Origin of the sequence: Mycobacterium sp. GA-2829, assembly GCF_001499965.1 — a bacterium.
Taxonomy (GTDB): Bacteria; Actinomycetota; Actinomycetes; order Mycobacteriales; family Mycobacteriaceae; genus Mycobacterium.
Genome location: NZ_LQIT01000055.1, coordinates 1 through 26,554 on the forward strand (window position 1 = coordinate 1; position 26,554 = coordinate 26,554).

At 68.8% G+C, this 26,554-nt stretch carries 26 protein-coding genes and 1 pseudogene; 6 read left to right on the forward strand and 21 right to left on the reverse strand.

The window, feature by feature from the left end; genetic code table 11:
* Nucleotides 1-147 (forward strand): annotated as a pseudogene (locus AU194_RS33075) (HNH endonuclease); the annotation flags it as partial.
* A gap of 27 nt (nucleotides 148-174) precedes the next feature.
* Here the strand turns inward: AU194_RS33075 and AU194_RS25605 are convergent.
* The 6 genes from AU194_RS25605 to AU194_RS25630 form a co-directional block, all read right to left on the reverse strand.
* On the reverse strand, nucleotides 175-1,488 hold the full coding sequence (locus tag AU194_RS25605) for an NtaA/DmoA family FMN-dependent monooxygenase (protein WP_059092082.1): 1,314 nt from the start codon (nucleotides 1,486-1,488) through the stop codon (nucleotides 175-177).
* Nucleotides 1,489-1,548: 60 nt separating this feature from the next.
* A complete protein-coding gene (locus AU194_RS25610) occupies nucleotides 1,549-2,994 on the reverse strand; it encodes an amino acid permease (RefSeq protein ID WP_059092083.1) in 1,446 nt (481 codons plus the stop codon).
* A gap of 140 nt (nucleotides 2,995-3,134) precedes the next feature.
* Nucleotides 3,135-4,136: a LacI family DNA-binding transcriptional regulator gene (locus tag AU194_RS25615; protein ID WP_059092084.1), complete on the reverse strand. Its 1,002-nt coding sequence runs from the start codon at nucleotides 4,134-4,136 to the stop codon at nucleotides 3,135-3,137.
* Between the two features lie 55 nt (nucleotides 4,137-4,191).
* On the reverse strand, nucleotides 4,192-4,908 hold the full coding sequence (locus tag AU194_RS25620; RefSeq protein WP_059092085.1) for an SDR family oxidoreductase: 717 nt from the start codon (nucleotides 4,906-4,908) through the stop codon (nucleotides 4,192-4,194).
* Nucleotides 4,909-4,979: 71 nt separating this feature from the next.
* Entirely contained in the window at nucleotides 4,980-5,891 is a 912-nt protein-coding gene (locus tag AU194_RS25625) for a LysR family transcriptional regulator (protein WP_059092086.1), read from the reverse strand.
* A 33-nt stretch (nucleotides 5,892-5,924) separates the two neighbouring features.
* On the reverse strand, nucleotides 5,925-6,440 hold the full coding sequence (locus AU194_RS25630; RefSeq protein WP_059092087.1) for an Lrp/AsnC family transcriptional regulator: 516 nt from the start codon (nucleotides 6,438-6,440) through the stop codon (nucleotides 5,925-5,927).
* Between the two features lie 88 nt (nucleotides 6,441-6,528).
* Between AU194_RS25630 and ald the strand changes: the two genes are divergently transcribed.
* Nucleotides 6,529-7,656: an alanine dehydrogenase gene (gene ald, locus AU194_RS25635; protein ID WP_059092088.1), complete on the forward strand. Its 1,128-nt coding sequence runs from the start codon at nucleotides 6,529-6,531 to the stop codon at nucleotides 7,654-7,656.
* Nucleotides 7,657-7,659: 3 nt separating this feature from the next.
* On the opposite strand, the gene AU194_RS25640 is transcribed toward ald, so the two are convergent.
* The 6 genes from AU194_RS25640 to AU194_RS25665 form a co-directional block, all read right to left on the reverse strand.
* Complete coding sequence (locus AU194_RS25640; RefSeq protein ID WP_059092089.1) at nucleotides 7,660-8,022, reverse strand: YchJ family protein; 363 nt, start codon at nucleotides 8,020-8,022, stop codon at nucleotides 7,660-7,662.
* A complete protein-coding gene (gene bla / locus AU194_RS25645) occupies nucleotides 8,022-8,912 on the reverse strand; it encodes a class A beta-lactamase (protein ID WP_059092090.1) in 891 nt (296 codons plus the stop codon). The genes AU194_RS25640 and bla overlap by 1 nt, the downstream gene beginning before the upstream one ends.
* A 35-nt stretch (nucleotides 8,913-8,947) precedes the next feature.
* A complete protein-coding gene (locus tag AU194_RS25650; RefSeq protein WP_369804226.1) occupies nucleotides 8,948-10,273 on the reverse strand; it encodes a M16 family metallopeptidase in 1,326 nt (441 codons plus the stop codon).
* Between the two features lie 10 nt (nucleotides 10,274-10,283).
* On the reverse strand, nucleotides 10,284-12,566 hold the full coding sequence (locus AU194_RS25655; RefSeq protein ID WP_059092091.1) for a polyribonucleotide nucleotidyltransferase: 2,283 nt from the start codon (nucleotides 12,564-12,566) through the stop codon (nucleotides 10,284-10,286).
* Nucleotides 12,567-12,931: 365 nt separating this feature from the next.
* The gene (gene rpsO / locus AU194_RS25660) at nucleotides 12,932-13,201 is read right to left on the reverse strand and encodes a 30S ribosomal protein S15 (RefSeq protein ID WP_011559497.1); all 270 of its coding nucleotides are present in this window, start codon (nucleotides 13,199-13,201) and stop codon (nucleotides 12,932-12,934) included.
* A gap of 122 nt (nucleotides 13,202-13,323) precedes the next feature.
* A complete protein-coding gene (locus tag AU194_RS25665; protein WP_059092092.1) occupies nucleotides 13,324-14,301 on the reverse strand; it encodes a bifunctional riboflavin kinase/FAD synthetase in 978 nt (325 codons plus the stop codon).
* Between the two features lie 81 nt (nucleotides 14,302-14,382).
* Here AU194_RS25665 and mntR point away from each other — a divergent pair, with 81 nt between their 5' ends.
* On the forward strand, nucleotides 14,383-15,078 hold the full coding sequence (gene mntR, locus AU194_RS25670) for a manganese-binding transcriptional regulator MntR (RefSeq protein WP_059092093.1): 696 nt from the start codon (nucleotides 14,383-14,385) through the stop codon (nucleotides 15,076-15,078).
* Here mntR and truB read toward each other — a convergent pair whose 3' ends face one another.
* The 3 genes from truB to AU194_RS25685 are packed head-to-tail and all read right to left on the reverse strand — an operon-like array spanning nucleotide 15,079 to nucleotide 17,578.
* Nucleotides 15,079-15,966 (reverse strand): tRNA pseudouridine(55) synthase TruB, encoded by an 888-nt coding sequence (truB, locus tag AU194_RS25675; RefSeq protein WP_197417745.1) that lies wholly within the window; start codon nucleotides 15,964-15,966, stop codon nucleotides 15,079-15,081.
* The gene (locus AU194_RS25680) at nucleotides 15,963-16,622 is read right to left on the reverse strand and encodes a 4'-phosphopantetheinyl transferase (RefSeq protein WP_059092094.1); all 660 of its coding nucleotides are present in this window, start codon (nucleotides 16,620-16,622) and stop codon (nucleotides 15,963-15,965) included. Before AU194_RS25680 ends, truB begins: the two co-directional genes overlap by 4 nt.
* Nucleotides 16,619-17,578, reverse strand: coding sequence for a metallophosphoesterase (locus tag AU194_RS25685; protein WP_059092095.1), 960 nt, complete (start codon nucleotides 17,576-17,578; stop codon nucleotides 16,619-16,621). The genes AU194_RS25680 and AU194_RS25685 overlap by 4 nt, the downstream gene beginning before the upstream one ends.
* 152 nt (nucleotides 17,579-17,730) lie before the next feature.
* Here AU194_RS25685 and AU194_RS25690 point away from each other — a divergent pair, with 152 nt between their 5' ends.
* On the forward strand, nucleotides 17,731-18,312 hold the full coding sequence (locus AU194_RS25690) for a hypothetical protein (protein WP_059092096.1): 582 nt from the start codon (nucleotides 17,731-17,733) through the stop codon (nucleotides 18,310-18,312).
* A gap of 24 nt (nucleotides 18,313-18,336) precedes the next feature.
* A complete protein-coding gene (locus AU194_RS25695; RefSeq protein ID WP_059092097.1) occupies nucleotides 18,337-19,989 on the forward strand; it encodes a CocE/NonD family hydrolase in 1,653 nt (550 codons plus the stop codon).
* On the opposite strand, the gene AU194_RS25700 is transcribed toward AU194_RS25695, so the two are convergent.
* The gene (locus AU194_RS25700) at nucleotides 19,978-20,538 is read right to left on the reverse strand and encodes a DUF1802 family protein (protein WP_059092098.1); all 561 of its coding nucleotides are present in this window, start codon (nucleotides 20,536-20,538) and stop codon (nucleotides 19,978-19,980) included. The two genes, AU194_RS25695 and AU194_RS25700, sit on opposite strands and share 12 nt — an antisense overlap.
* Nucleotides 20,535-20,801 carry a DUF2277 domain-containing protein gene (locus AU194_RS25705; RefSeq protein WP_059092106.1) on the reverse strand — a complete coding sequence of 89 codons (267 nt, stop codon included), beginning with the start codon at nucleotides 20,799-20,801 and terminating at the stop codon, nucleotides 20,535-20,537. Before AU194_RS25705 ends, AU194_RS25700 begins: the two co-directional genes overlap by 4 nt.
* Nucleotides 20,802-20,839: 38 nt before the next feature.
* Here AU194_RS25705 and AU194_RS25710 point away from each other — a divergent pair, with 38 nt between their 5' ends.
* On the forward strand, nucleotides 20,840-21,607 hold the full coding sequence (locus AU194_RS25710) for an enoyl-CoA hydratase (RefSeq protein WP_059092099.1): 768 nt from the start codon (nucleotides 20,840-20,842) through the stop codon (nucleotides 21,605-21,607).
* Nucleotides 21,608-21,674: 67 nt separating this feature from the next.
* Here AU194_RS25710 and AU194_RS25715 read toward each other — a convergent pair whose 3' ends face one another.
* The 4 genes from AU194_RS25715 to infB form a co-directional block, all read right to left on the reverse strand.
* On the reverse strand, nucleotides 21,675-23,009 hold the full coding sequence (locus AU194_RS25715; protein WP_059092100.1) for an MATE family efflux transporter: 1,335 nt from the start codon (nucleotides 23,007-23,009) through the stop codon (nucleotides 21,675-21,677).
* Nucleotides 23,002-23,997, reverse strand: coding sequence for a bifunctional oligoribonuclease/PAP phosphatase NrnA (locus AU194_RS25720; RefSeq protein WP_059092101.1), 996 nt, complete (start codon nucleotides 23,995-23,997; stop codon nucleotides 23,002-23,004). The genes AU194_RS25715 and AU194_RS25720 overlap by 8 nt, the downstream gene beginning before the upstream one ends.
* The gene (rbfA, locus tag AU194_RS25725; RefSeq protein ID WP_059092102.1) at nucleotides 23,972-24,487 is read right to left on the reverse strand and encodes a 30S ribosome-binding factor RbfA; all 516 of its coding nucleotides are present in this window, start codon (nucleotides 24,485-24,487) and stop codon (nucleotides 23,972-23,974) included. The genes AU194_RS25720 and rbfA overlap by 26 nt, the downstream gene beginning before the upstream one ends.
* A 3-nt stretch (nucleotides 24,488-24,490) precedes the next feature.
* Nucleotides 24,491-26,554 (reverse strand): translation initiation factor IF-2 (gene infB / locus AU194_RS25730; RefSeq protein ID WP_369804225.1); only part of this gene is annotated, 2,064 nt, incomplete at its 5' end.

Consider the following 26,554-nt stretch of genomic DNA (forward strand, 5'->3'; position numbering starts at 1 on the left):
GGTTACACCACCGAACGCCCCGGCGACGGCCGCACCTACTGGATCCCACCGGCCGACCAGGACACCGGCCAACCCCGCGTCAACAACCACTTCCACCCCCAGCGCTACCTCACCGACAACCAAAACGACGACGACGAACCCGAATAACCCTGTGCCCCAGAGGAATCCCGCCGCTCAGAATTCGCGCAGCGTCTCGCGCAGCGTCTTCTGGGTGTACTCAGTGCGCACCACACCGCGTCGCTGCAGTTCGGGCACCAGGCCGTCGGTGACCTCGATGACGTGCCTGCGGCTCACCCCCTGGTTGTGCAGCGTGATGAGGAAGCCGTCCCCACCCACTTCGTCCATGAGCCATTCCATTTCGTCGGCCACCGCGGATGGGGTGCCGATCAGCGGGTAGGACGACGAGAATTCTGCGGACTCGTAGACGAGTTGCCGCAGGGTTTTGCCGGAACCGGACTGCTGGAACTTGTCGAGCGAGCCCTGCTCGCCGTTGGTGGTCAGATGTGGCAGCGGTGCGTCGAGGTCGAACTGCGCGAAGTCGATGTCGGTGATCGACGAGAGCAGCGACAGCGACTGTTCGGCGAACGCCTGCGAGGTGATCATCCTCTCGCGCCGCCCCAGCGCTTCCTCGGTGGTCTCGCCGAGGGTGGGCACCACGAGGTACATGACCTTGACTTCGTCCGGATTCCGGCCCTGCGCCGCGGCCCGGCCTCGGATGTCCTCGCGATAGGCCTTCATACCGTCGACACCGTCGGCGAGCGTGATGATGGCGTCGGCGTGCTTGGCCGCGAAATCCCGGCCGCGCGGCGAGCCGCCGGCCTGAAGGAACGTCGGCCGACCCTGCGGGGAGGGCGCGGTGTTGAGCGGGCCGCGGCACTTGTAGTACTTGCCGTGGAAGTTGATTTCGTGCACCTTGGTGAAGTCGGTGTGCACACCGCGTTTCCGGTCGACGACGACGGCGTCCGGTTCCCACGAATCCCATAGCTGGTACACCAGATCCATGTACTCGTCGGCCATCGCATAGCGGTCCTCACGCGGCGGCAACTCGTCCAGACCGAAGTTCTGCGCCGCGGCGTTCTCGGCGCTGGTCACGATGTTCCAGCCGAACCGGCCGTTCGAGATGTGGTCGATGGTCGAGCACAACCGCGCCAGCAGGAACGGCGGATAACCCAGCGTCGACAGCGTGGCCACGACACCGAGATGCTGTGTAGAAGCGCTGATCAGCGTCGCCAAGGGCGCCGGGTCGTGCTTGGGCACCATGCCGAACGCATGCTTGAGTACGGTCTCCTTGGTGCCGCCGAACGCTTCGGACACGGCGAGTTTGTCCTCCATCATGATGAAGTCGAAGCCCGCGCGTTCGAGGTTCTTGGCCATCTCGACGTAGAACTGGCCGTCCCACGGTGTACCGCCGGCCTGTTCGAACGGCCCGGTCCACATGTCCGAGGTGAAGTTCATGAACCAGCCGAGATGAAACTTCTTGTCTTTCACTGCAGATCACTACTTTCTCGATAGTGCGGCACGGCGTTCGCCGTACCCGGGTTTCGACGGTCAGGCCTCGGCGCCAGCCGCAGCGGGAACTGGCTCCACGGGACGGGCTCTGAGCCCCAGGCTCGCTCGGATGGCGAGGCCGATCACGAACAGGGCGGCGGTGACGATGAACGGCGCCCAGTCGACCAGCGGGTCGCCGGTGCGGGGCCACAGCACGTTGACGGTCTCGACGATCACCCACACCAAAGCGAGCCATCCCGCGACATGCCCGGCGCGGCCGAGGAACGTCGGTTCGGAGCGGTCCCAGGTGCCCCGGAGCTTGCTGATGGCGAGCCCGACGATGGGGAAACCGAACGACATGAAGAAGCCCGCAGTGACGAAAGTGACCAGCAGCGTGTAGATCTGCTCGCTCTGGAACGGCAGGTACAGCAGGATGCCGATCGTTCCGGTGACCACCGTCGCGATGGTCGGGGTGTTGATGCGCCCGTGCAGCCTGCTGAGGTGGCGGCTCACCGGCAGTTCCCCGTTGCGCCCGTAGGACCACACGATGCGCGACACGGCCGAACTGATCGCGACGACGGTGGCGAAGTAGGCGATCGTGAACAGGATCATGACCGCCTTGAAGGCGGGCGCCGGGAGGTACGCGGTGAGCGTGGCCGCGACCGGATCGGCCTCGGCGGCAGCGCTTTCGGGCATCGCCATCAGGAAGGCGAAGCACGTGAACAGCACGACGAGTCCGACGCCGATGAGGGATCCGACGATCGCCTTGGGGATGTCGCGCTTGGGCTCGCCGACCTCTTCGGCGAGGGTGCTGGCGCTCTCGAAGCCGAGGAACGACCATCCCGCGAACATGACCGCCAACACGAAAGGCGTTGCCATGAAGGCGGTGTCCGACGGCCAGCTGACCGCGCTACCGAGCGTCGCGACACTGTTGACCTTATGGAAACCCAACAGCCAGACCGCGATACCCACCGAGCCGACCACCTCGGCGACCAGGCACAGGAAACCGACAATGCGGACCGCCGCGCGGCCCAGCACGTTGACCAACACCGCACCGGCCAGGATGACCATTCCGACGAAGGTCATCAGCGTCTGGTTCTCCGCGTCGAGATCGAATGCGGCGGCGGCGAACAACGCACCGCCGTAGGACACCGCGGTCAGCGTGATCATCAGCGTCCACATGTAGGCCCACCCGGCGAACCACCCGTAGGCCGGGCCCAGCAGTCGCCGCGACCACTGGTACACCCCGCCGGCCATCGGCCACCGCGAGGCCAGCACACCGAACGTGATGCCGATGAGCACCTGGCCGATCAGCACCACCACCAGCGCCCACCAGAACCCGGGCCCGGCCGCGGCCAGACCCAGCCCGAACACCATGTACATGGCCACGATCGGCGAGACGAAGACGAAGCCGAGCATGGCCGCCGACCACATGGAGAATTCACGCCGCATCGGTGCGGCGGCGGTGGGCGGATCCGCAGTCGTACGGGTCGCGATGTCGTCCACGGACGCTCCTTCAACAAGGTTCCCGCGGGCGCAGGAACGTTCCTGTCGATGAAAAGTAGAGCTGTCATGTGTCGTGAAACGGCGGCTACAGTAACGTTCCTGTTACCGCGCGCTACGGCTTCGTGACGCGGTCCGGCGCCTTACCGCCGAGAGCTGGCGCGGACGATCAGATCCCCGGACACCACCTCGCGGCCGGGTTCGGCGTTCTGCTCGATCTGGTCGACCAGCATGCGCACCGCCGCGCGGCCCATCTCCTCGGCGCGCAGTTCGACCACCGAGATCGGTACGGGCGCAAGCGCAACCGCGGCACCATCGCCGATGTTCACCAGCATGAGGTCCTGCGGGACGCGCAGCCCCAGGTCCATCGCCGCCAGCTCCGCGGCCAACGCGAGCTGGTCAAGGCCGACGAAGAGCGCATCCGGCGGCTCGGGGCCGTCGAGCAGGTCGCGCACGGCGGCGCGCGCCGCCGCCGGGTCGAAGGCGCCCGGAACACGGGATCTGCGGTCGGTGTACCCCCGCCGCGCGCACCAGGACGTGAACTCTTGCTCGACGGAATGAATGTACGAGGCCGGGGACTCGGGCGTGATGAGCATCGGCCGGCGCGACCCACCGCGTTCGAGATGCTCGAGGACGTCGGCGACGACGCCGGCCCAGTCGTTGTCGACCCAACTCGCCGTCGCGGAGTCGGTGCGCCCCACCGTGCTCACCGGCGTACCGCGCAGACGGGCGTACTCGAGCAGCTCATCCCCCTTCGCTGGATCAACCGCGATGAGCCCGTCGTGGGCGACCTCCAACTTCATGTGCGCCGGCGCCACCGCCAGGAGGAAGCCGCGCTGATTCGCCTCGATCGCGGCACCGGCCATGACACGCATGAAATAGTCGACGTGCCAAAGTGATTCGGCGTCAACATCGCTCGGCAACATCGTGATCACCAGCGTTCCGGTGCGGCCGTTGCGCAGCGAGCGCGCGGCGACGCTGGGTCGGTACCCCAGCTCGACAGCTATCTGGCGGACTCTTTGCCGGGTCTTCTCGGGCAGTGAGCCGCTGCCGTTCAACGAGTCCGACACCGTCGTCGTCGACACGTTCGCGGCCAGCGCCACGTCGCGCAAGGTGACCCTGCCTCTGCGCCGCTCACCGGTCATGGGCGCTCAATCTATGCCCTCGGTCACGCGCTGTCAGTCCCGTGACCTGATTCGGCTACACCAGCAGGGTGCCGCCTTCGACGGTCAGCACCGTCCCGGTGCTGAAGACCTGTTCCATGCAGTACACGTACGCCCGCGCGACGTCCTCCACCTCTCCGACGCGCCCGACCGGAGTGCGGTGAGACTCCTCCTGGTACAACGTGTCTCGGTCGGCCTCGGAGAGGGCATCCCAGAGTGGGGTTCGAATGAGACCGGGTGCGACGGCGTTGACCCGGATGGGCGCGATCTCCACCGCGAGGGCGGTCGTCAACGCGTTCATCGCCCCGCACAGCGCCACCGGCAGCACACCGAACCGCGGCTGCCATGCCGCGGTGCCGCTGGTCAGCGTCACAGAGCCGCCCGGCCGGAGCCGCGACCTGAATGCGCGGACTGTGCTCAGCGCACCGACGAACCGAGTCTGGAAGAAGCCGGTCACCACCTCGGGCGTCAGGTCGGACAACCCGGCGAGCTCGAGTGACTCCCCCGCCGTGTACACCAGATGATCGACGTCGCCGACCTCCTCGGCAAGCCGGTCCAGGGCGCGACCGTCCGCGAGGTCGACTGTGGTGCCGGCGGCGCCGGGCGGCAGTTGGGAGAGCGCACGGTCGACGCTCGACCGCCGCCGCGACACGACGATCGGGGTGCCCCCGCGATCGGCCACTGTTCTGGCGACCCCGAGGCCGATGCCGGAGGTGCCACCGATGATCAGGACACGTGCATTGGAGAGGCTCATGCCTTCACAGTCCCCTGCGCGGCGTAAGCAGTCCAAGACCCTTTTCGTCGATCCTCCATACCTTCCGGGTATCAGCGACTGTTCGGTAGCACCTCACCACGGGGATCGAGCGTCTGGTGCGCACAGGCCAAGGCCGCCGCTATGAACTCATCGCGCGCCGGGTTGCTCACCGTGGCGTCCCAGGCCAGGACCACCCTGCTGGGTCCGAGATCAGCACAGGGGATCACGCGTACGTCAGGCCGACGGTAGGACGCGGTGGTCGATCGGGGCAGCACCGCGAAACCCGCCCGTGCCGCAACCAACTCGAGCTTCTGCTCGACACCGCTGACCGACGAACGTACCGCTTCGCGCCGCAGGGCCGGGCTGGCGACGGCATACCACTCCGGCACCGATTCGGGATTCTGCAACAGGCGCCGCGACGCCAGGTCCACCAGCGAAACGGATTCGCGGACGACCAGCGGATCGTCGGCAGAAACGATCACGTCGCGTGGTTCTTCGAGCAGAGGCACCGTCGCCAGTTCGAACAGCTCGAACGGCGATCGCGCGTAGACGACGTGGGCGTCGCCGCGGCGAACCACCTCGGCCTGCTCGTTCCATGTCACGGGCATGATCTCCACGCGCCGCATCGGATCACCGGCTTCGAAGGCGCGGGCAGCCGCGGTCGCGAGAAGGCCGGGCAGCACGGCGACTCTCACCACCACGGGGAGGATGTCGGTGTGCACAAGGCGCTGCTGTAGGGCCCGCGCTTCCGCCAGGAGGAACCGCGCACCGTCGAGTAGCCGGGAGCCGGCCGGGGTCAGCGTCGCGCCGCGGCTGTCTCGATTGAGCAGGGTGACTCCGAGTTCGGCCTCCAACGCGCGGATCTGACGGGACAGCACCGGTTGAGCGATATGAAGGCGGGCGGCGGCGCGTCCGAAGTTCAGCTCCTCTGCCACGGCGATGAAGTAACGCAACTTGCGTAGATCCAAGTCCGCGGTGGCCATACTCGAAAGGTATCGGAACACCGTGAATCGGACTCACAACGGCGACGCGCCCCGCAGATGTTCGAAGATGAGCGAGGTCTGCGTTCCCGCCACATCCGCATCGGCGTTGAGGTTCTCGACGACGAACGCCCGCAGGTCCTCGGTGTCCCGCGCCGCCACATGGAGGATGAAATCGTCGGCGCCCGCGAGGAAGTACACATCCATCACCTGCGGCTTGCTCCGGATGTGCTGGATGAAGTTGCGGATCTTGCCGCGCGCATTCGACTGCAGCGTCACCGAGATCATCGCCTGCAGACCCAACCCGAGCGCAGTCGGATCCACATCGGTGTAGAACCCGCGGATCACGCCGAGCTCCTGCAGGCGCCGCACTCGACCGTGACATGTCGACGGCGCTATCCCGATCATCTCCGCGAGCGCGCTGTTCGGGAGGCGGGCGTCGGCGTGTAGCACGGTGAGAATGCGGCGGTCGACGTCATCGAGGTCCGCCGGCCGAACATCCTTCGACACCCGGCCCGGCGCGGTCACCCCGTTCGAGGATTCTTCAGGCACAACCGCAGCTTAGCGAATATCTGTCGCAACCATTGTGCTCACGTCGAACTTTCTTCACAATTTACACGACAACTACGTGAGGAGCATCATGCGCGTCGGCATTCCGACCGAGATCAAGAACAACGAGTACCGCGTGGCGATCACGCCCGCCGGGGTGGCTGAGTTGACCAACCGCGGCCACGACGTGCTGGTGCAGTCCGGTGCCGGCGAGGGTTCTGCGATCACCGACGCCGACTTCAAGGCCGCGGGCGCCCAGCTGGTCAACAGCGCCGACGAGGTGTGGGCCGAAGCCGACCTCCTGCTCAAGGTCAAGGAGCCCATCGAGTCCGAATACTCCCGTATGCGCGAGGGTCAGACGCTCTTCACCTATCTGCACCTCGCGGCGTCCAAGCCCTGCACCGACGCACTACTCGCCTCGCGCACCACCTCGATCGCCTACGAGACCGTGCAGACCACTGGATCAGACGGGTCGGTGGCACTCCCCCTCCTCGCCCCGATGAGCGAGGTCGCCGGCCGGCTCTCCGCCCAGGTCGGGGCATACCACCTGATGCGCACCCAGGGCGGCCGCGGCGTGCTGATGGGTGGTGTCCCCGGCGTCGCCCCGGCAAAGGTCGTGGTGATCGGCGGCGGCATGGCCGGCGACAACGCCGCCGCGGTCGCGTGGGGCATGGGCGCGCACGTCACCGTCTTCGACCTCAACATCAACATCCTGCGCAAGATCGACGCCGAGTACGGCGGCGCCATCGAGACCCGCTACTCCTCGCGCCTCGAGCTGGAGGAGGCCGTCAAGCAGGCCGACCTGGTCATCGGTGCGGTCTTGATCCCGGGCGCCAAGGCGCCGAAGCTGGTCACGAATTCGACTGTCGCGCAGATGAAGTCGGGTGCGGTGCTGGTCGACATCGCGATCGACCAGGGCGGCTGCTTCGAGGATTCGCGTCCCACCACCCACGACGATCCCACGTTCGCGGTGCACGACACGGTGTTCTACTGCGTGGCCAACATGCCCGGCGCGGTGCCGCGCACGTCGACCTTCGCGCTGACCAACGCCACCATGCCGTACGTCCTCAAGCTGGCCGACAAGGGTTGGCGGGCCGCCTGCCAGGCCGACGCCGCGCTGGCCAAGGGGCTGTCCACCCACGCAGGCGCACTGCTCAGCGAGCAGGTCGCCACCGACCTCGGCCTGCCCTACACCGATCCGGCGACCGTCCTCGCCTGACGATCAGTCCACCTCCCCGTCGAGGTAGAACCAGCGACGGGCGCGAACGGCGAAGCGGGACCGCTCATGAAGCGTCCCGCTTCGTCCGTTTTCGCGGTAGTGTGCCCGGAACTCGACCGCGTCGTCGGACGCGGCGACGACCTCCAACCCCAGCCACTCCACATCGTTCGGGGTCAGCTCGGGCGGACGGGTCCGCGGATGCCAAGTCCGCCAGACGTATTCGAGATCGCCGACGGCGTAGGCGCTGTACCGCGACCGCATCAACTCCTCGGCCGTCCGCGCCTGCCGCTCACCCAGATGCAGCGGCCGACAGCACTGCCCGAACGGCAGACCGGAACCGCACGGGCACGGCTGCGCGGACTCCACTAGCCGCGGGTCAGCTCGGCGAACACCACCGTGGCCACCTCGCCGATCAGCGGTCGGTTGTTCTCCGCGTCGGCGTTGTCGGACGCCGAGCGCGTCAGGATCGACAGCAGCAGCCGCTCCCCCTGCGGCCCGTAGGCGATGCCGACATCGTTGGTGGTGCCGTAGTCGCCGCTGCCGGTCTTGTCGGCGGTGGTCCATCCGGCGGGCAGACCCGGCCGCATGCTCGACGTCTCGTTGGCCCGCATCCACTCCTCGAGGAGCCCGCGCTGCTCTGGAGGCAGCACATCACCGGTCAACAGGGTCCGCACACCCCCGCCGATCGCCTCGGGCGTGGTGGTGTCCCGGGGATCGCCGGGCACCGCCGAGTTGAGTTCGGTTTCGAAGCGGTCCAACCGCGACCGCGGATCGCCGATGCCGCGGGCGAACGCGGTGATCGCCTGCGGTCCCCCGACATCGCGGAGCAGGATGTTGGCGGCCGCGTTGTCGCTGACCTGCAGCACGGCCTGCGACAGTTCGCCCAGCGTCATCTCGGTGCCGACCCGCGGTTCGGTGCGCGGGGAGTTGGGCAGGATGTCGGCGGCGGCCACGTACAGACCCTGGTCGAGGGAACGCTCACCGCGCGCGACGAGCGCGAGGACGTGCGCGGCGAGGTACGCCTTGAACGTCGAGCACATGGCGAACGACTCCTGCGCACGGTGGCTCACCGTGCGGCCGGTGTCCAGGTTGACCGCGTACACCCCGATCGCGACGTCGTTGGCCCGCTCCAGGGTCTCGAGCTCGGTCGCGGGCTGCGCCAAGACGGGCGGAGCAGCGTACGTCGCGAGTGCCGCGGCGCCACCGAGCGCCATGGTCGCCGACAGCATGCGTCTACGGGAGAGTGAGTAGGTCATCACCCGATTGTTACTCACCGCACGCGGGCGACGGGTCAGCGCCCCACCGTCTGCAGCGGCTTCGGCAGCGACGACTTGGTCCGGTGGGGACCCAGCACCGCCGCCCCGTAGGACCGCGTGAGCAGTTGTCGCGCAACGTAATTCACTTCGTCGAGCGTGACGGCGCCGATCTGTTCGAGGGTGTGGTCGATGCTGCGGTGCTTACCGTAGTTCAACTCGTTGCGGCCCAAGCGATTCATCCGCGAACCGGAGTCCTCGAGCCCCAGCACCAGCCCGCCGCGCAACGAACCCTTGGCGATCCGGCATTCCGACTCGGTGATCCCGTCGCGCGCCACATCCTCGAGTACGGCCGCCGTCACCCGCGCGACCTCGTCGAACCGCTCCGGTTGGCACGCCGCGTACACCGACAGCGCACCGCTGTCGGAGAACGTGTCGACGGTGGAGTACACCGAGTAGGCCAGGCCGCGCGTCTCCCGGATCTCCTGGAACAGCCGCGAACTGAGCCCGCCGCCGAGCGCGGTGTTCAACACCGCCAGCGCCCACCGGTGATCCCAGTGCCGACCGGGTGTGCGGACCCCCAGCGACAGATGCGTCTGCTCGGAGTCGCGGTTGATCAGGTGCAGCGCGGGCCGACCCGGCACCCGCCCGGTGCCCTTGCGCGGCGCGACCGCCGAGTGTCCACGAATCAGCTTCGGCCCGAAGTGCTTTCGCGCCAGGGCCACGACGTCGGCGTGTTCGACGTTGCCGGCGACCGCGAGCACCATCCGTTCGGGCGTGTACCGCCGGACGTGGAAGGAGTGCAGCTGGCTGCGGGTCATCGCCTCGATGGACTCGATGCTGCCGATGACCGGGCGGCCGACCGGATGCGAGCCGAACATGGCCGTCAGGAAGACGTCGCCGAGCGTGTCCTCCGGATCGTCGTCGCGCATCGCGATCTCTTCGAGCACGACGTCACGCTCGATCTCGACGTCCTCGGCGGCGCAGCGCCCGCGCAGCACGACGTCGGCGACCAGATCGACCGCCAACTCCAGGTCGGTGTCGAGGACGTGCGCGTAGTAGCAGGTGTGCTCACGGGCGGTGAACGCGTTCAACTCACCGCCGACGGCGTCGACCGCCTGTGCGATGTCCACCGCGGTGCGCGTGGGTGTGGATTTGAAGAGCAGGTGTTCGAGGAAGTGCGCCGCACCGGCCACCGTCGGACCCTCGTCCCGGGATCCGACGTTGACCCACACCCCGACGGAGGCCGATCGCACCGACGGGATGCGTTCGGTGACGACCCGCAGACCGCCGGGCAGCGTGGTGCGGCGCACCGTGGTCTCCGCCACGGTGGCCGCCTCCACGCTTGCTGTGCTGCGACGCAGCGACTGCCGACTAATTGCCGGCCGGGGTCGCGTCGGCGGTCGCGGGCGCCTGGTCCTTGTCCGAACCGTTGCCGGAGGCCTCGGCGGACTCCGCTGCGTCTTCTTCGGCGACCAGGACCAGCGAGATCTTCCCGCGGTTGTCGATGTCGGCGATCTCGACGCGCAGCTTGTCGCCGACCTTGACGACATCCTCGACCTTGGCGATCCGCTTACCGCGGCCCAGCTTCGAGATGTGCACCAGACCGTCGCGGCCCGGCAGCAGCGAGACGAACGCACCGAAATCGGTCGTCTTCACCACGGTGCCGAGGAACCGCTCGCCGACCTTGGGCAGCTGCGGGTTGGCGATCGCGTTGATCTTGTCGATCGCGGCCTGGGCCGACAGGCCGTCGGCCGCGCCGACGAACACCGTGCCGTCGTCCTCGATGGAGATCTGCGCGCCGGTCTCCTCGGTGATCGAGTTGATCATCTTGCCCTTGGGCCCGATGACCTCGCCGATCTTGTCGACCGGCACCTTGATCGTGGTGATGCGCGGCGCGTACGGGCTCATCTCGTCCGGCGCGTCGATCGCCTCGGCCATGACCTCGAGGATCGTCAGACGGGCGTCCTTGGCCTGGCTCAGCGCACCGGCCAGCACCTGCGACGGGATGCCGTCGAGCTTGGTGTCCAACTGCAGGGCCGTGACGAAGTCCTTGGTGCCCGCGCACTTGAAGTCCATGTCGCCGAACGCATCCTCGGCGCCGAGGATGTCGGTCAGCGTCACGAACCGACGCTCGGTCTTACCGTCGATCTCGACGTCGTCGGAGACCAGACCCATCGCGATACCGGCGACGGGGGCCTTGAGCGGCACACCGGCGTTCAGCAGCGACAGGGTCGAGGCACACACCGAACCCATCGATGTCGACCCGTTGGAGCTCAACGCCTCCGACACCTGGCGGATCGCGTACGGGAACTCCTCGACGCTCGGCAGCACCGGCATCAGGGCACGCTCGGCGAGCGCGCCGTGGCCGATCTCGCGGCGCTTCGGCGAACCGACACGGCCGGTCTCACCGGTCGAGTACGGCGGGAAGTTGTAGTGGTGCATGTAGCGCTTGCTGGTCTCCGGCCCGAGCGAGTCGATCTGCTGGGCCATCTTGATCATGTCGAGGGTGGTGACGCCCAGAATCTGGGTCTCACCACGCTCGAACAGCGCGCTGCCGTGTGCCCGGGGCACGATCGCGACCTCGGCGGACAGGGCGCGGATGTCGGTGACACCGCGGCCGTCGATGCGGAAGTGGTCGGTCAGGATGCGCTGACGCACCAACTTCTTGGTCAGCGACCGGAACGCCGCGCCGATCTCCTTCTCACGGCCGGCGTACTGATCGGCCAGGCGCTCGAGCACCTCGACCTTGATCTCGTCGGTGCGGTTGTTGCGCTCTTCCTTACCGGCGATGGTCAGCGCCTCCGACAGGGCGTCGGTGGCCACCGCGGCGACCGAGTAGTAGACGTCGTCGGCGTAGTCGGGGAACAGCGGGTAGTCGGCGGTCGGCTTGGCGGCGCGCTCGGCGAGTTCCTGCTGCGCGGCGCACAGCGTCGCGATGAACGGCTTGGCGGCCTCCAGGCCCTCGGCCACGACGGACTCGGTCGGGGCCTGCGCCCCGCCGGCGACGAGGTCGACGACCTTGTCGGTGGCCTCGGCCTCGACCATCATGATCGCCACGTCGTCGGCCGTCTTGCGGCCGGCGACCACCATGTCGAAGACCGCGCGCTCGAGCTGCTCGACGGTCGGGAAGGCGACCCACTGGCCGTCGATCAGGGCGACACGCACGCCACCGACCGGACCGGAGAACGGCAGGCCGGCGATCTGAGTGGACGCCGATGCGGCGTTGATGGCGACCACGTCGTAGAGGTCCTTGGGATCCAGGCTCATCACCGTGACGACGACCTGGATCTCGTTGCGCAGGCCGGAGACGAACGTCGGGCGCAGCGGCCGGTCGATCAACCGGCAGGTGAGGATCGCGTCGGTGGAGGGCCGGCCCTCGCGACGGAAGAAGGAGCCGGGGATGCGACCCGCGGCGTACATCCGCTCCTCGACGTCGATGGTCAGCGGGAAGAAGTCGAAGTGGTCCTTCGGGCTCTTGCTGGCCGAGGTGGCCGACAGGAGCATGGTCTCGTCGTCGAGATAGGCGACGACGGCGCCGGCGGCCTGCTGCGCGAGGCGGCCGGTCTCGAAACGAATGGTGCGGGTGCCGAAGCTCCCGTTGTCGATGACGGCGGTCGACTCGTACACGCCGTCTTCAATTTCAACTACAGACATATAAGTCCGTACAGCCTCTCTGAATTCATTCAGCTGTTTCGCGTCGTCACGCCGGAACACTCACAGCGGATGAACCACCGGCCTTGATACGGCTACGGCCGTCGATCGAAGCTGCCGGGGACGCGAGATCACCGGCAGCCACTACCGAAGACCGCCCGATCAGGCGGGTCCTGGCATGACACACGGGAACGAAGCCCGCGGGAGTGCGTGTTTCGTACCCAATATGCATTCGAGCACAGAGCATCGAACACATCAATGCTACATGGCGGGGTTCTCATCTCCGGCCACCCGGGCCACATACGCAGCCGCGGCCGGCCCCGTCACCAGGACGGTACCGGCCGCGGCCGTAGCGAACGCGTATTGCGTCAGCGACGCAGACCCAACCGCTCGATGAGCGAGCGGTAGCGCTCCACGTCGACCTGGGCGACGTACTTCAGCAGCCGGCGACGACGGCCGACCAGCAGCAGCAGTCCGCGTCGCGAGTGGTGGTCGTGCTTGTGCTGCTTGAGGTGTTCGGTGAGGTCCGAGATGCGCTTGGTCAGCAGGGCGACCTGCGCCTCGGGCGAGCCGGTGTCCGACTCGTGCAGGCCGTACTGGCCCAGGATCTCTTTTTTCTGTTCGGCGGTAAGCGCCACGAGACAACTCCATCCATCGGTCCGCGAGTGACATGATCTGTGCCCTCAAAAGAAGGCGACGCGGCCGCCGCGAACTGCAGCACACGTCGTTGACGTCGAGTGAGTCTACAACCAGTCGGCCGTCAGACAGAATCGGACAGGATCGCCCGGGCGCGGTCGGTGTCGGCGCCCATCGCCTCGATCAGCTCGTCGACCGAGGCGAACTTCTCCTGGCCGCGGATGCGGCCGACGAAGTCCACGGCGACGTGCTGGCCGTAGAGGTCGGCGGAGGTGTCGAGGACGAACGCCTCGACGGTGCGGGTGCGCCCGGAGAACGTGGGGTTGGTGCCGACGGACACCGCCGCCTGATAGCGCTCACCGGGGACCAGGGTGCCCATCGCCGGACCGTGGCCCAGGACGGTGAACCAAGCCGCGTACACACCATCGGCGGGGATCGCCGAATACATCGGCGGGGCGACGTTGGCCGTCGGGTAACCCAGGCCGCGGCCCCGGCCGTCGCCGCGCACGACGACGCCCTCCACCCGGTGCGGACGCCCGAGCGCCTCGGCGGCGGCCACGACGTCGCCGGCGTCGACGCAGGAGCGGATGTAGGTCGACGAGAACGTGACGGTCTCGTCGCGGTGGTGTTCGGCCACGAGCGAGAGGCTGTCGACGGCGAATCCGAACCGCTCCCCCGCCTTGCGCAGCAGGTCGACGGTGCCCGCGGCCTTCTTGCCGAAGGTGAAGTTCTCGCCGACCACGACCTCGACGACGTGCAACCGTTCGACCAGCAGTTCGTGGATGTAGCGCTCGGGGGTGAGCTTCATGAAGTCCGCGGTGAACGGGATGACCAGGAACACGTCGATGCCCAGCTCCTCGACCAGCTCCGCCCGGCGGGTCAACGTGGTCAGCTGCGCGGGGTGGCTGCCCGGGAACACGACCTCCATCGGATGGGGATCGAAGGTCATCAACACGGTCGGCACACCCCGGGAACGACCGGCCTTGACCGCGTTGTCGATCAACTCCGCGTGTCCACGGTGGACGCCGTCGAACACTCCGATGGTGACGACGCACCGCCCCCAGTCCGTGGGGATGTCGTCTTGACCCCGCCAGCGTTGCACGCCCGCAAGCCTACGGCGCGCCGTGTCCGTGGGCTCCGCTAGATCACCGGTTGCGGCAACGATTGCCTAAACTCAGGTCCTGTGAGTCCTGACAGCACCTCCCGTGACCTGACGACGGTCGCTCAGGACTACCTCAAGACGATCTGGACCGCCCAGGAGTGGTCACACGAGAAGGTCAGCACGAAACTGCTGGCCGAGCGGATCGGCGTATCCGCCTCGACGGCGTCGGAGTCGATTCGCAAACTCGCCGACCAGGGCCTGGTCAACCATGAGAAGTACGGGGCGGTGACGCTCACCGATGCGGGCAGGCGCGCCGCGCTGCAGATGGTGCGCAGGCACCGGTTGATGGAGACGTTCCTCGTCAACGAGCTGGGCTACAGCTGGGACGAGGTGCACGACGAGGCCGAGGTGCTCGAGCATGCGGTGTCGGATCTGATGGTCGACCGCATCGACGCCAAACTCGGCCACCCCACCCGCGATCCGCACGGCGATCCGATCCCCGCCGCCGACGGTCAGGTGCCCACACCGCCCGCACGTCAGTTGTCCGAATGCGAGGACGGCGACGCGGGCACGGTCGCGCGGATCTCCGACGCCGACCCCGAAATGCTGCGTTACTTCGACAGCGTGGGCATCAGCCTCGATTCGCGGCTACGGGTGCTCGCCCGACGGGATTTCGCGGGCCTGATCTCTGTGGCGGTCGAAGGCGCCGACGGCGACGATGCCACCGTCGACCTGGGAAGCCCTGCGGCAGAAGCGATCTGGGTCGTCGCCCCGTAGCTACAGGGTTGCGGGCCGCAGCACCACCACCGACTTCGTCCGCTGCGGGCGGTCTTCGAGCAGGGCCAGTACAGCACCGTCGGGTGCGGTGGCCGCGTAGATGCCGTCGATCCCGGCCGGCGGCAACGGCCTGCCGTGCCGGGTCGACTCCGCCTCCTCGGCAGTGAGGTCGCGACGCGGGAACGCCAGCAGGCACGCCTCGTCCAGCGAATGGCTCAGCCGCGGCTCTTCGGCCAACGCGTCGAGCGGGTGGGCGTCGTCGATCGCGAACCGGCCGACGCGGGTGCGCCGCAACGCCGTCAGATGGCCGCCCACCCCGAGTGCGGTGCCGAGGTCGCGGGCCAACGCGCGGATGTAGGTGCCGCTGGTGCAGTCGACCGCGACGTCTATGTCGATGAGGTCGTCGACCCGGCGGATCGCGAGCACGTCGAAGCGGTCGATGCGCACGCGGCGGGCGGCCAGTTCGACGGTCTGCCCCTCCCGGATCAGTTTGTAGGCGCGCTGTCCGCCGACCTTGATCGCGCTCACCGCCGACGGCACCTGGTCGATCTCCCCGCGCAGCGCCGCGACCGCCTGCCCGATGTCGTCGTCGGTGACCCCGGATGTCGGTGTGGTGTCGACGATCTCGCCTTCGGCGTCCTCGGTGGTGGTGGTCTGGCCGAGCCGGATGGTGGCCTCGTAGGACTTGTCGGTCGCGCTGAGCAGTCCGAGAAGTTTGGTGGCGCGGTCGATGCCGACGACGAGCACGCCGGTGGCCATCGGGTCGAGGGTGCCCGCGTGGCCGACCTTGCGGGTCCCGAATATCCGCCGGCATCGGCCGACGACGTCGTGGCTGGTCATCCCGGCGGGTTTGTCGACGAGGACGATGCCTGCACCGAGTGCGTTCACAGCACGATCGCCGTCAACGCCAACCCGTCGCGCACCGACCAGCGGCCCTCCAGGGTGGTCAGCGGCGGCCCCGACTCCGCGGCGGGATCGATGAGGATCTTGGAGACGAACCGCCCGGTGTCCCCGGCCCCGTCGACGTCGAAGCTGATGTGGGCGTCCTCGAACCCCAGCCACCGGTGGGTGAGCGGGAACCACGCCTTGTACGTCGCCTCCTTGGCGCAGAACAGGATTCGGTCCCAGTGCAGACCCGCGGGCAGGGCGGCCAGCGCGCTGCGCTCGGCGGGCAGGCTGATGGCGTCGAGGACCCCGCCCGGCAGCACGCCGTGCGGTTCGGCGTCGATGCCGATCGACCGGACCTCACCGCGGCGGCCGACGGCCGCACCCCGGAATCCGTCGCAGTGGGTGAGGCTGCCGACAACCCCGTCGGGCCAGCACGGCTCGCCCTTGTCGCCCTTGAGGATCGGGACCGGGGGCACGCCCAGCGCGCCGAGGGCTTCGCGCGCGCAGTAGCGGACGGTGACGAATTCGTTCCGGCGCTTGGCCACCGACCGCGCGATCAGCGGCTCCTCCTCGGGCAGCGGCGCGATCCCGGGCGGATCGTCGTAGCGTTCGGCGGAGACGACCCGCCCCCCCAGCACCTCGGGCAGCAGGGTCATCCGCGCCTCGCCCTGATCCGCTCCTGCATCTTCTGCGCGTTCTCCCTCATCTCCTGGGTGATCTGGAAGTGCCCGCCGAACTCGTTGAGGTAGCCGGGGGCGTAGCGCGGTTCGGGCAGGATCTGCCGCAGCCAGCGATACGGCTTGCGCCGCCGCCACTCTCGCGGATAGCCGACCGACACCTCCTCGAACCGCACGTCGTCGTACCAGGTGGTGCGTGGGATGTGCAGATGGCCGTACACCGAACAGGCGGCGTTGTAGCGGGTGTGCCAGTCCGCGGTCGCGGTGGTGCCGCACCACAGCGAGAACTCCGGATAGAACATCGCCTCGCAGGGCTCGCGGACCATCGGGAAGTGGTTGACCTGGATGGTCGGTGTCATCCAGTCCAGGTCCTCGAGCCGTTTGCGGGTGTAGTCGACGCGGTCGCGGCACCACGCGTCGCGGGTGGCGTAGGGCTCCGACGACAGCAGGAACTCGTCGGTGCCCACGACGTTGCGTTCGCGCGCGATCGCCAGCCCCTCGGCCTTGGAGGCCGCGCCCGCGGGCAGGAAGCTGTAGTCGTACAGCAGGAACATCGGCACGATCGTGGCCGGGCCGCCCTCCTCGGTCCACACCGGATACGGGTGCTCCGGGGTGAGGATGCCCATCTCGTCGCACATGGTGACGAGGTAGTCGTACCGCGACCGGCCGAAGATCTGCATCGGATCCTTGGTGGTGGTCCACAGTTCGTGGTTGCCCGGCACCCAGATCACCTTGGCGAACCGTTTGCGCAGCAGGTCCAGCGCCCAGCGGATCTCGTCGGTGCGCTCACCGACGTCCCCGGCGACGATCAGCCAGTCGTCGGGGGTGGACGGGTAGAGCGATTCGGTGACCGGCTTGTTGCCGGTGTGGCCGGTGTGCAGGTCGCTGATCGCCCACAACACCGGTCGCCGGTCGCGGGAGTTCTGGGACGTCACAACGCGCCAGCCTACTGATCCGCCGCCCCACGGCTCTCCGGGCAACTAGAACGTGTTCTCATTTGAGGGTTCAACAGGGGTGTGCCGCCGGTTACACTCCCGAAAGGGTCGGACGACGAGACGGCGGCGAGCCGCCTGGACCAGGGGGTGAGATGGCCGCCAAGCTGAGAGTGCTCTCGGCGTTGGGTGCGTTGTTCGCGGCAGTCATGGTGGTGTTCGTGACCGACCCGTCGGGTGGAACGGCCGCCGGCCGCGTCGACCTGCGCTCGACGTTCCTGCCGCTGACCGGATCGACCACGATCAAGTACCCGGTGATCGACACCGTCGACCCGTCCCCCTTCGACCCCTGCCGCGACATCCCGCTCGACGTCGTCCAGCGCGCCGGGCTCGCCTACACGCCGCCCGCTCCGGAGGACGGCCTGCGCTGCAAGTTCGATGCGGGCAACTATCAGATGACCGTCGAGGCCTTCGTGTGGCGCACCTACGAGGAGACGCTGCCGCCCGACGCCGTCCAGCTCGACGTCGCAGGCCACCGCGCCGCGCAGTACTGGATCATGAAGCCCACCGACTGGAACAACCGGTGGTGGATCACCTGTGCGCTGGCGTTCGACACCGATTACGGCGTCATCCAGCAGGTGTTGTTCTACTCGCCGGTGTACTCGCAGCCCGATGTGGACTGCATGCAGACCAACCTGCAGAAGGCCCAGGAGCTGGCGCCCCACTACATCTACTGATCCCGGCTGGCTACCCTCGACCCGGTGACGTCATCCGGGCCCGCAGTTCTGCGTCGTTCCGTCGGCAACACCGTCAGCCGACTCCTGTCCGTCCCCCGCCACACCAGCGACTTCTCCGTCGAACGGGGTCTGCGGGTGCCGATGCGCGACGGCGTCGACCTCATCGCCGACCACTACGTCCCACACACCCCGGACCCCGCGGGCACCCTGCTGGTGCGCGGACCGTACGGGCGCGGCTGGCCGTTCTCGATGCTGTTCGCCGTCGTCTACGCCTCGCGCGGCTATCACGTGGTGGTGCAGAGCGTCCGGGGCACGTTCGGCTCCGGTGGCGAGTTCACGCCGATGGTCCACGAGAAGGAGGACGGCGCCGACACCGCCGCCTGGTTGCGCGATCAGCCGTGGTTCACCGGCGGCTTCGCCACCGTCGGGCTGTCGTACCTCGGGTTCACCCAGTGGGCGCTGCTGACCGATCCGCCGCCCGAACTGCAGGCCGCGATCATCGCCGTCGGACCGCACGACTTCCGCGAATCGTCATGGGGCACCGGGTCGTTCTCGCTCAACGACTTCCTCGGGTGGAGCGACATGGTCGCCAACCAGGAGGACCGCGGTGTCGCTGCGCTGGTGCGGCAGGTGCGGGCGCGACGGGCGCTCAAGCGCGCCACCGCCGACCTGCCGCTGGGCGCCGCGGGCCGCCGCCTGCTGGGCACCGGTGCGCACTGGTACGAGTCGTGGCTCGAGAACGCCGAGGACGCCGCGTTCTGGGACGGTATGCGCGCCACCGACGCCCTCGACCGCGTCGAGGTCCCGATCCTGCTGTTCGGCGGTTGGCAGGACCTCTTTCTCGAACAGACCCTGGCGCAGTACGGACATCTGCGCGACCGCGGCGTTCCCGCAGCCGTGACCGTCGGAGCATGGACCCACACCCAGCTGATGACCAAGGGTGCGGTCACGGTGGTGCGGGAATCGCTGGACTGGCTCAACGCCCACCTGGCCGGCGGCCAAGGCCTCGACCGGGCACCGGTGCGCATCGAGATCAACAACGACGGCTGGTACGACCTCGCGGACTGGCCGCCGCGGATGCCCGAACAGCAGTGGTTCCTGCACGCGACGGGCCAGTTGACCGGCGTCGCACCGGATCCCACGGCACCGCCGTCGACGTTCATCTTCGACCCCGACGATCCCACGCCGACGGTGGGCGGACGGCTGTTGTCCCCGCAGGGCGGGTACCGCGACGACAGCAGCCTGGCCGACCGCGACGACGTCCTCACCTTCACCGGCGCACCGCTGGGCGCGGATCTCTACGTCGTCGGCACACCGGTCGTCGAACTCGCCCACACGTGCGACAACCCGCACCGCGACGTCTTCGTGCGGATCAGCGAGGTCGATCGGAAAGGGCGCTCCCGCAACGTGTCCGACGGTTTCCGCCGCCTGACGGGGCCCGACGGCATCGTGCGGCTGGAACTCGACGCGGTAGCCCACCGGTTCCGGGCCGGCTCCCGGCTGCGCCTGCTGATCGCCGGCGGTTCCCATCCGCGGTTCGCCCGCAACCTCGGTACCGACGAACCGATGATCAGCGGTCGCCGGACGGTGCCCGCCACACACACCGTGCACCACGGCGTCGGCGGGGTGTCGCGACTGGTGTTGCCCGCGGGTGCGCAGCCGCCGTCAGCCGACTGAGCGCCGCACCGTTTCGGCGACCGCGGCCAGCGCGGCGTCGTCGTGCACGGGCGGCCCCCACCGCGGCTCCACCGGCAGCTCGACCCAGCTCTTGCAGCCGCCGTACTCCGGAACGCGGTCGATGCGGATCGGTTCGGCCAGCGGGCTGACCTGCACCACGAGCACCGCCAGGCGGTGTTTCGGCCGGAAGTCGAGCCGGTCGGCCTGTACGGACTCGGCGGTCCAGATGTGCATCGGCTCCAGCTCGCCGATCGCCTCGGGCCGGTTGACCTCAACGGCGGCAACGACTCTCGCGCCGGCCCGCACGGTCAGCGTCGCCTCGGTGCTGTCGCGGGCCGCGTCGTCGAGCAGGCCGCGGTGTTCGGGCCGCACCCGTTCGGCGTGGCTGTGGGCGACCGTCGGGAAGAACACGAAACGTTCGGCGTGTGCGTCGGCGGGGACGTGGAACCGCTTCTCCCCGATGCCGCCCTTGCGCAGCAGGATGGTCTGCCTGCCGTCGAGCATCGCGTGCACCGCGGCGCTCCACTCCTTCAGTGCCTGCGCACTCACCCGAGGCCGAGCCTCGCCCGCACCTCGGGCCTGCGCAGCGGCGGCACAGTCTTGGGCGGCTGGCGCCGCGGCGGCAACGTCGACAGCAACCGGGTGGTGGTCGCGGTGACCTCGGCGACGGCGGTCTCGAACGCCTCGGCGTTGGCGGCCGTCGGGCGAGTCACGCCGCTGACCTTGCGAACGTACTGCCGGGCCGCCGCCTCGATCTCCTCGGCCGTGGCCGCCGGTTCCAGGCCGCGCAACTCGGTGATGTTTCGGCACATGACAGCCACGATAGGCGCGACCGCTAGCGTCTAGCAGCATGACCGACGCTGCTGCCTCCGACGTTCTGCTGATCGACACCACCGACCGGGTCCGCACCCTGACGCTGAACCGGCCGCAGGCCCGTAACGCGCTGTCCGCGGCGCTGCGGACCGCGTTCTTCGGCGCGTTGCGCGACGCCGAGGCCGACGACGCCGTCGACGTGGTGATCGTGACCGGCGCCGACCCGGTGTTCTGCGCCGGGCTGGATCTCAAAGAGCTCGGCGATCAGACCCAGCTGCCCGACATCTCGCCGAAGTGGCCGGCGATGACCAAACCGGTGATCGGCGCGATCAACGGCGCCGCGGTGACCGGTGGGCTGGAGATCGCGCTGTACTGCGACATCCTGATCGCCTCGGATCAGGCCCGGTTCGCCGACACGCACGCGCGGGTCGGGCTGCTGCCCACCTGGGGGCTGTCGGTACGGCTGCCGCAGAAGGTCGGCGTCGGAATGGCCCGGCGGATGAGCCTGACCGGCGACTACCTGTCGGCGACGGATGCGTTGCGGGCCGGGCTGGTGACCGAGGTTGTGCCGCACGGCGAGCTGCTGCCGACGGCACGGGCGATCGCCGCGTCGATCGTCGGCAACAACCAGCGGGCGGTGCGCGCGCTGCTGGAGTCCTACCACCGCATCGACGAATCGCAGACCGGTGGCCCGCTGTGGCTGGAAGCCGAGGCCGCGCGCCGCTGGATGGCCTCGGCCACCGGCGACGACATCGCCGCCAACCGCGCGGCGGTGGTCGAACGCGGCCGCGCGCAGGTGCGTTGAGCCGCGGACTGACACATTGCGCTCACGGCTGTGCCGCGCCCACCGACCACAGCCGTGAGCGCAATCTTCAGCGAGTCCCCGGCACGAGCCAGCGCCCCGACAGCGCCCGCCAGCCGACGAACACCAGCCGCAGCACCATGAACGTCGACAGCCCGGCCCAGATGCCGAGCAGACCCCAGCCGAAGGCCAGCGACAACCAGATCGGCGGCAGGAATCCGATCAGCGCGCTGATCAACGTGGCGTTGCGCATGAACCGCGCGTCACCCGCTCCGAGCAGCACACCGTCGAGCGCGAACACCACCCCGGCCACCGGCAGCTGCGCCACCAGGAACCACCACGGCACCCCGATCTCGTCGAGCACCGTCCGGTCGTCGGTGAACACGCCGGGCAGCACCGACGAGCCCACCGCGAACACCAGCGCCAGCACCCCGCCCGCGACGGTCGAGAACACCGTGACCCGCCACGCCACCGACTTCGCATGCGGCAGGTGCCCGGCGCCCAGCGCCGCACCGACCAGTGACTGTGCCGCGATCGCCAGCGAATCCAGCACCAGCGCAAGGAAGTTCCACAGCTGCAGGACCACCTGGTGGGCGGCGACGGCGGCCGCGCCGAACCGGGCGGCCACCGCACCGGCCGAGACGAAGCACGCCTGGAACGCCAGCGTGCGCAACACCAGGTCGCGTCCCATCACCACCTGGGCGCGCAGCACCGCGGGCTGCAGCCGCAGCGGTACCCGTTCGACGATCAGCGCGCGGCAGAACAGCGCCGCGGCCAGCCACTGCCCGACCACGTTGGCCACCGCCGACCCCGCAAGCCCCAGCCGCGGCGCGCCCAGCAGGCCGTACACCAGCAGCGGGCACAGCACCGCCGACACCGCGAACCCGATCACGACGTAGCGCAGCGGCCGCATCGTGTCCTGCACCCCGCGCATCCAGCCGTTGCCGGCCGCGGCGATCAGGATCGCCGGCACCGCGAGGCTGGCGATGCGCACCCACGGCAGCGCGGTCTCGGCGATCTCCTCGGCACCGGCCAGCGCGGACACCAGAGGAGCAGCGACGGCCTGCACGGTCAGCACGATCGTCGTGCCGATCGCCAGCGCCAGCCAGGTGGCCTGGACACCCTCGCCGACGGCCGCGGCGCGGTCACCGGCGCCGTAGAACCGGGCGGCGCGCGCGGTGGTGCCGTAGGACAGGAAGGTCAGTTGTGCGCTGAGCACACCCATGACGAGGGCACCGATCGCGAGACCGGCCAGGCTCAGCGCACCGAGGCGGCCGACGACGGCGAGATCGAACAGCAGGTAGATCGGTTCGGCCGCGAGCACCCCCAACGCGGGGAACGCCAGCGCCGCGATCCGCCTGCTGGTCGCCGGCTCGACTGGGGCGATGCCGTCGGGCTCAGCCAAGTGCGGCTCGCAGCGCCGACACCACCTCGTCGGTGGTCCCGGTGGCCGAGTATCCGGCCGCCAGCCGGTGACCGCCGCCGCCGAACGCACTCGCGACGGAGGTGAGGTCGATCGACTTCGCGCGCATGGACACCGACCACTGCTGCGGATGCATCTCCTTGAACACCGCGGCCACCTCGGCCTGCCGGGTGGTGCGCACGATGTCGACGATGCTCTCGACCTCTTCGGGTCGGGCACCGGCGAGTTCCTCGTGGGCCACCACCGCGTACACCAGACCGCGGCCGTCGACGGCGTCGGGCAGCAGCCGCGCCGAGGCCAGCACCCGCGACAGCATGGGCAGCCATGCGAACGGATGGGTGTCGAGCAAGGCCCTGCTGATCGCCGCGTTGTCCACGCCGATGTCGACCAGCCGTGCGGCCAACCGGTGCGCGCGGGCCGTCGCCCAGCGGAACGATCCGGTGTCGGTGGTCAGCCCGGCGTACAGACAGTGCGCGACCGCGGAGTCGATGGGTTTGTGCCAGGCGTCGAGGAGTTCGGCGACCAGCATCGTGGTGGAATCGGCCGACGGGTCGACGTAGTTGGCGGTGCCGAACAGTTCGTTGGACGCGTGGTGGTCGATGACCAGCACCCGGCGCCCCGGCGCGGCGAGGTCACGTAGGGCGCCGAGCCGGTTGACGCTCGGAATGTCCACGGTGACAACCAGGTCGGCGTCGCGGCGCATCGCCTCCGGCGCCACCAGAAGGTGACAGCCGGGCAGCGACTGCAACGATTCCGGCAGCTCCGCAGGCGCGGCGAAGCCGACCTCGACGCGCTGGCCGGCACGTTCGAGCACCAGCGCCAACGCGAGACCCGCTCCGATGGTGTCGGCGTCGGGGTGCACGTGGCACACCACGCTGACCGTCGCAGCCCCGGCCAGCATGTCGGCCGCCCGGTACGCGTCCACACGCGCGCCGGCAGGTACGTCAGTCGTCTTGTCGATTGCGGTCACCGGTGTCCTCAGCGTCGAACTCGGCCTGAACTTCTCCAGACCCCCCGGTGTCCTCCTCCGCCCCACTCACACGGTACGGGTCGGCATCGCCTGCGTGCTTGGCACCTTCGCGAACTCTCGCCAAATCCTCATCTGCGGCGCGGGCGCGGGCCAGCAGCTCCTCCATCCGGTGGGCGGCGTCGGGCACCGTGTCGCGGACGAACGCCAGCGTCGGTGTGAACCGCACACCGAGGCTCGCGCCCACCTTGGAGCGCAACACTCCCCTGGCGCTCTCCAGCGCGGCCGCCGCCCCGACGAGGTCGGGTTCCTCGTCGAGGCTGCGGCCCAACACCGTGTAGTACAGCGTCGCGTCGTGCAGATCGTTGGTCACCTTGGCGTCGGTGATCGTCACACCGGTCAGCCGCGGATCCTTGATCTCGTACTCGATCGCCGAGGCGACGATGGTGGAGATGCGCTTGGCCAACCGCTTCGCTCGTGCGGGATCAGCCATGCCCTAGGTCCTCGCCTTCTCCACCAGCTCGTAGGTCTCGATGATGTCGCCTTCCTTGATGTCGGAGTACGTCAGCGTGAGACCGCATTCGTAACCGTCGCGCACCTCGGTGACGTCGTCCTTCTCCCGCCGCAGCGAGGAGACCGTGAGGTTCTCGGCCACCACCACGTTGTCGCGCAGCAGGCGGGCCTTGGCGTTACGCCGCATGATGCCCGACTGCACGAGGCAACCGGCGATGTTGCCGACCTTGGACGACCGGAAGATCGCCCGGATCTCGGCGCGGCCGAGTTCCTTCTCCTCGTAGATCGGCTTGAGCATGCCCTTGAGCGCCGCTTCGATCTCGTCGATCGCCTGGTAGATGATCGAGTAGTAGCGGATCTCCACGCCTTCGCGGTTGGCCAGCTCGGTGGCCTTGCCCTCGGCACGGACGTTGAACCCGATGATGATCGCGTCCGACGCCGACGCCAGGTTGACGTTGGTCTCGGTGACACCACCGACACCGCGGTCGATGACGCGCAGTTCCACCTCGTCGTCGACCTGGATGCCGATCAGGGCCTCCTCGAGCGCCTCGACCGTACCGGCGTTGTCGCCCTTGAGGATCAGGTTCAGCTGGCTGGTCTCCTTCAGCGCCGAATCCAGGTCCTCGAGGCTGATGCGCTTGCGGCTGCGCGCGGCCAACGCGTTGCGCTTGCGCGCGCTGCGCCGGTCGGCGATCTGCCGGGCGATGCGGTCCTCGTCGACGACCAGCAGGTTGTCACCGGCACCGGGCACCGACGTGAAGCCGATGACCTGCACCGGCCGCGACGGCAGGGCCGCGTCGACGTCGTCGCCGTGCTCGTCGACCATGCGGCGCACACGCCCGTAGGCGTCGCCCGCGACGATCGAGTCGCCGACCCGCAGCGTGCCGCGCTGGATGAGCACGGTCGCCACCGGGCCGCGGCCACGGTCCAGATGAGCCTCGATCGCGACGCCCTGGGCCTCCATGTCGGGGTTGGCCCGCAGGTCCAGCGAGGCGTCGGCGGTCAGCAGGACCGCTTCGAGCAGCTGCTCGATGTTGGTGCCCTGCTTGGCCGAGATGTCGACGAACATGGTGTCGCCGCCGTACTCCTCGGGGATGAGGCCGTACTCGGTGAGCTGACCGCGGATCTTGGCCGGGTCGGCGCCTTCCTTGTCGATCTTGTTGACCGCCACCACGATCGGCACGTCGGCGGCCTGCGCGTGGTTGATGGCCTCGACCGTCTGCGGCATGACGCCGTCATCGGCGGCGACCACGAGGATCGCGATGTCGGTGGCCTTCGCGCCACGGGCACGCATGGCGGTGAACGCCTCGTGACCCGGGGTGTCGATGAAGGTGATGAGCCGCTCGTTGCCGTCCAGTTCGGTGAGGACCTGGTAGGCGCCGATGTGCTGGGTGATCCCGCCGGCCTCGCCCTCGCGGACGTTGGCCTGCCGGATGGTGTCCAGCAGTCGGGTCTTGCCGTGGTCGACGTGACCCATGACGGTGACCACCGGCGGCCGGACCTCGAGATCCTCTTCGCCGCCCGCGTCCTCGCCGTAGGTGAGGTCGAACGACTCCAGCAGTTCGCGGTCCTCGTCCTCGGGCGAGACGACCTGCACGACGTAGTTCATCTCGCTGCCGAGCAGCTCGAGGGTTTCGTCGTTCACCGACTGCGTTGCGGTGACCATCTCACCGAGGTTGAACAGCGCCTGCACCAGCGAGGCCGGGTTGGCGTTGATCTTCTCGGCGAAATCGGACAGCGATGCGCCGCGGGCCAGCCGGATGGTCTCGCCGTTGCCGTGCGGCAACCGCACGCCACCGACGACCGGGGCCTGCATGTTCTCGTATTCGGCTCTCTTCGCGCGCTTCGACTTGCGACCACGCTTCGGGGCGCCGCCGGGACGACCGAACGCACCGGCCGCGCCACCGCGCTGACCGGGCCGACCGCCGCCACCGGGACGACCGCGGAAACCACCAGCAGCCGCTCCACCTGCGCCGCCGGATGCGGAGCGTCGACCTCGGGCCGGTGATCGGCCGGTGCGGCGTCGCTGCGGATGTCGATCCGCCAA

Bases quoted from the DNA above. Each gene is read 5' to 3' on its own strand.
- AU194_RS25710 (WP_059092099.1), top strand. From the start codon at position 20,840: ATGACCGACGCTGCTGCCTCCGACGTTCTGCTGATCGACACCACCGAC.
- bla (WP_059092090.1), bottom strand. From the start codon at position 8,912: ATGACCTACTCACTCTCCCGTAGACGCATGCTGTCGGCGACCATGGCG.
- AU194_RS25705 (WP_059092106.1), bottom strand. From the start codon at position 20,801: ATGTGCCGAAACATCACCGAGTTGCGCGGCCTGGAACCGGCGGCCACG.
- ald (WP_059092088.1), top strand. From the start codon at position 6,529: ATGCGCGTCGGCATTCCGACCGAGATCAAGAACAACGAGTACCGCGTG.
- AU194_RS25615 (WP_059092084.1), bottom strand. From the start codon at position 4,136: ATGACCGGTGAGCGGCGCAGAGGCAGGGTCACCTTGCGCGACGTGGCG.
- AU194_RS25655 (WP_059092091.1), bottom strand. From the start codon at position 12,566: ATGTCTGTAGTTGAAATTGAAGACGGCGTGTACGAGTCGACCGCCGTC.
- rbfA (WP_059092102.1), bottom strand. From the start codon at position 24,487: ATGGCTGATCCCGCACGAGCGAAGCGGTTGGCCAAGCGCATCTCCACC.
- AU194_RS25620 (WP_059092085.1), bottom strand. From the start codon at position 4,908: ATGAGCCTCTCCAATGCACGTGTCCTGATCATCGGTGGCACCTCCGGC.
- AU194_RS25690 (WP_059092096.1), top strand. From the start codon at position 17,731: ATGGCCGCCAAGCTGAGAGTGCTCTCGGCGTTGGGTGCGTTGTTCGCG.
- AU194_RS25625 (WP_059092086.1), bottom strand. From the start codon at position 5,891: ATGGCCACCGCGGACTTGGATCTACGCAAGTTGCGTTACTTCATCGCC.
- AU194_RS25680 (WP_059092094.1), bottom strand. From the start codon at position 16,622: ATGACCCTGCTGCCCGAGGTGCTGGGGGGGCGGGTCGTCTCCGCCGAA.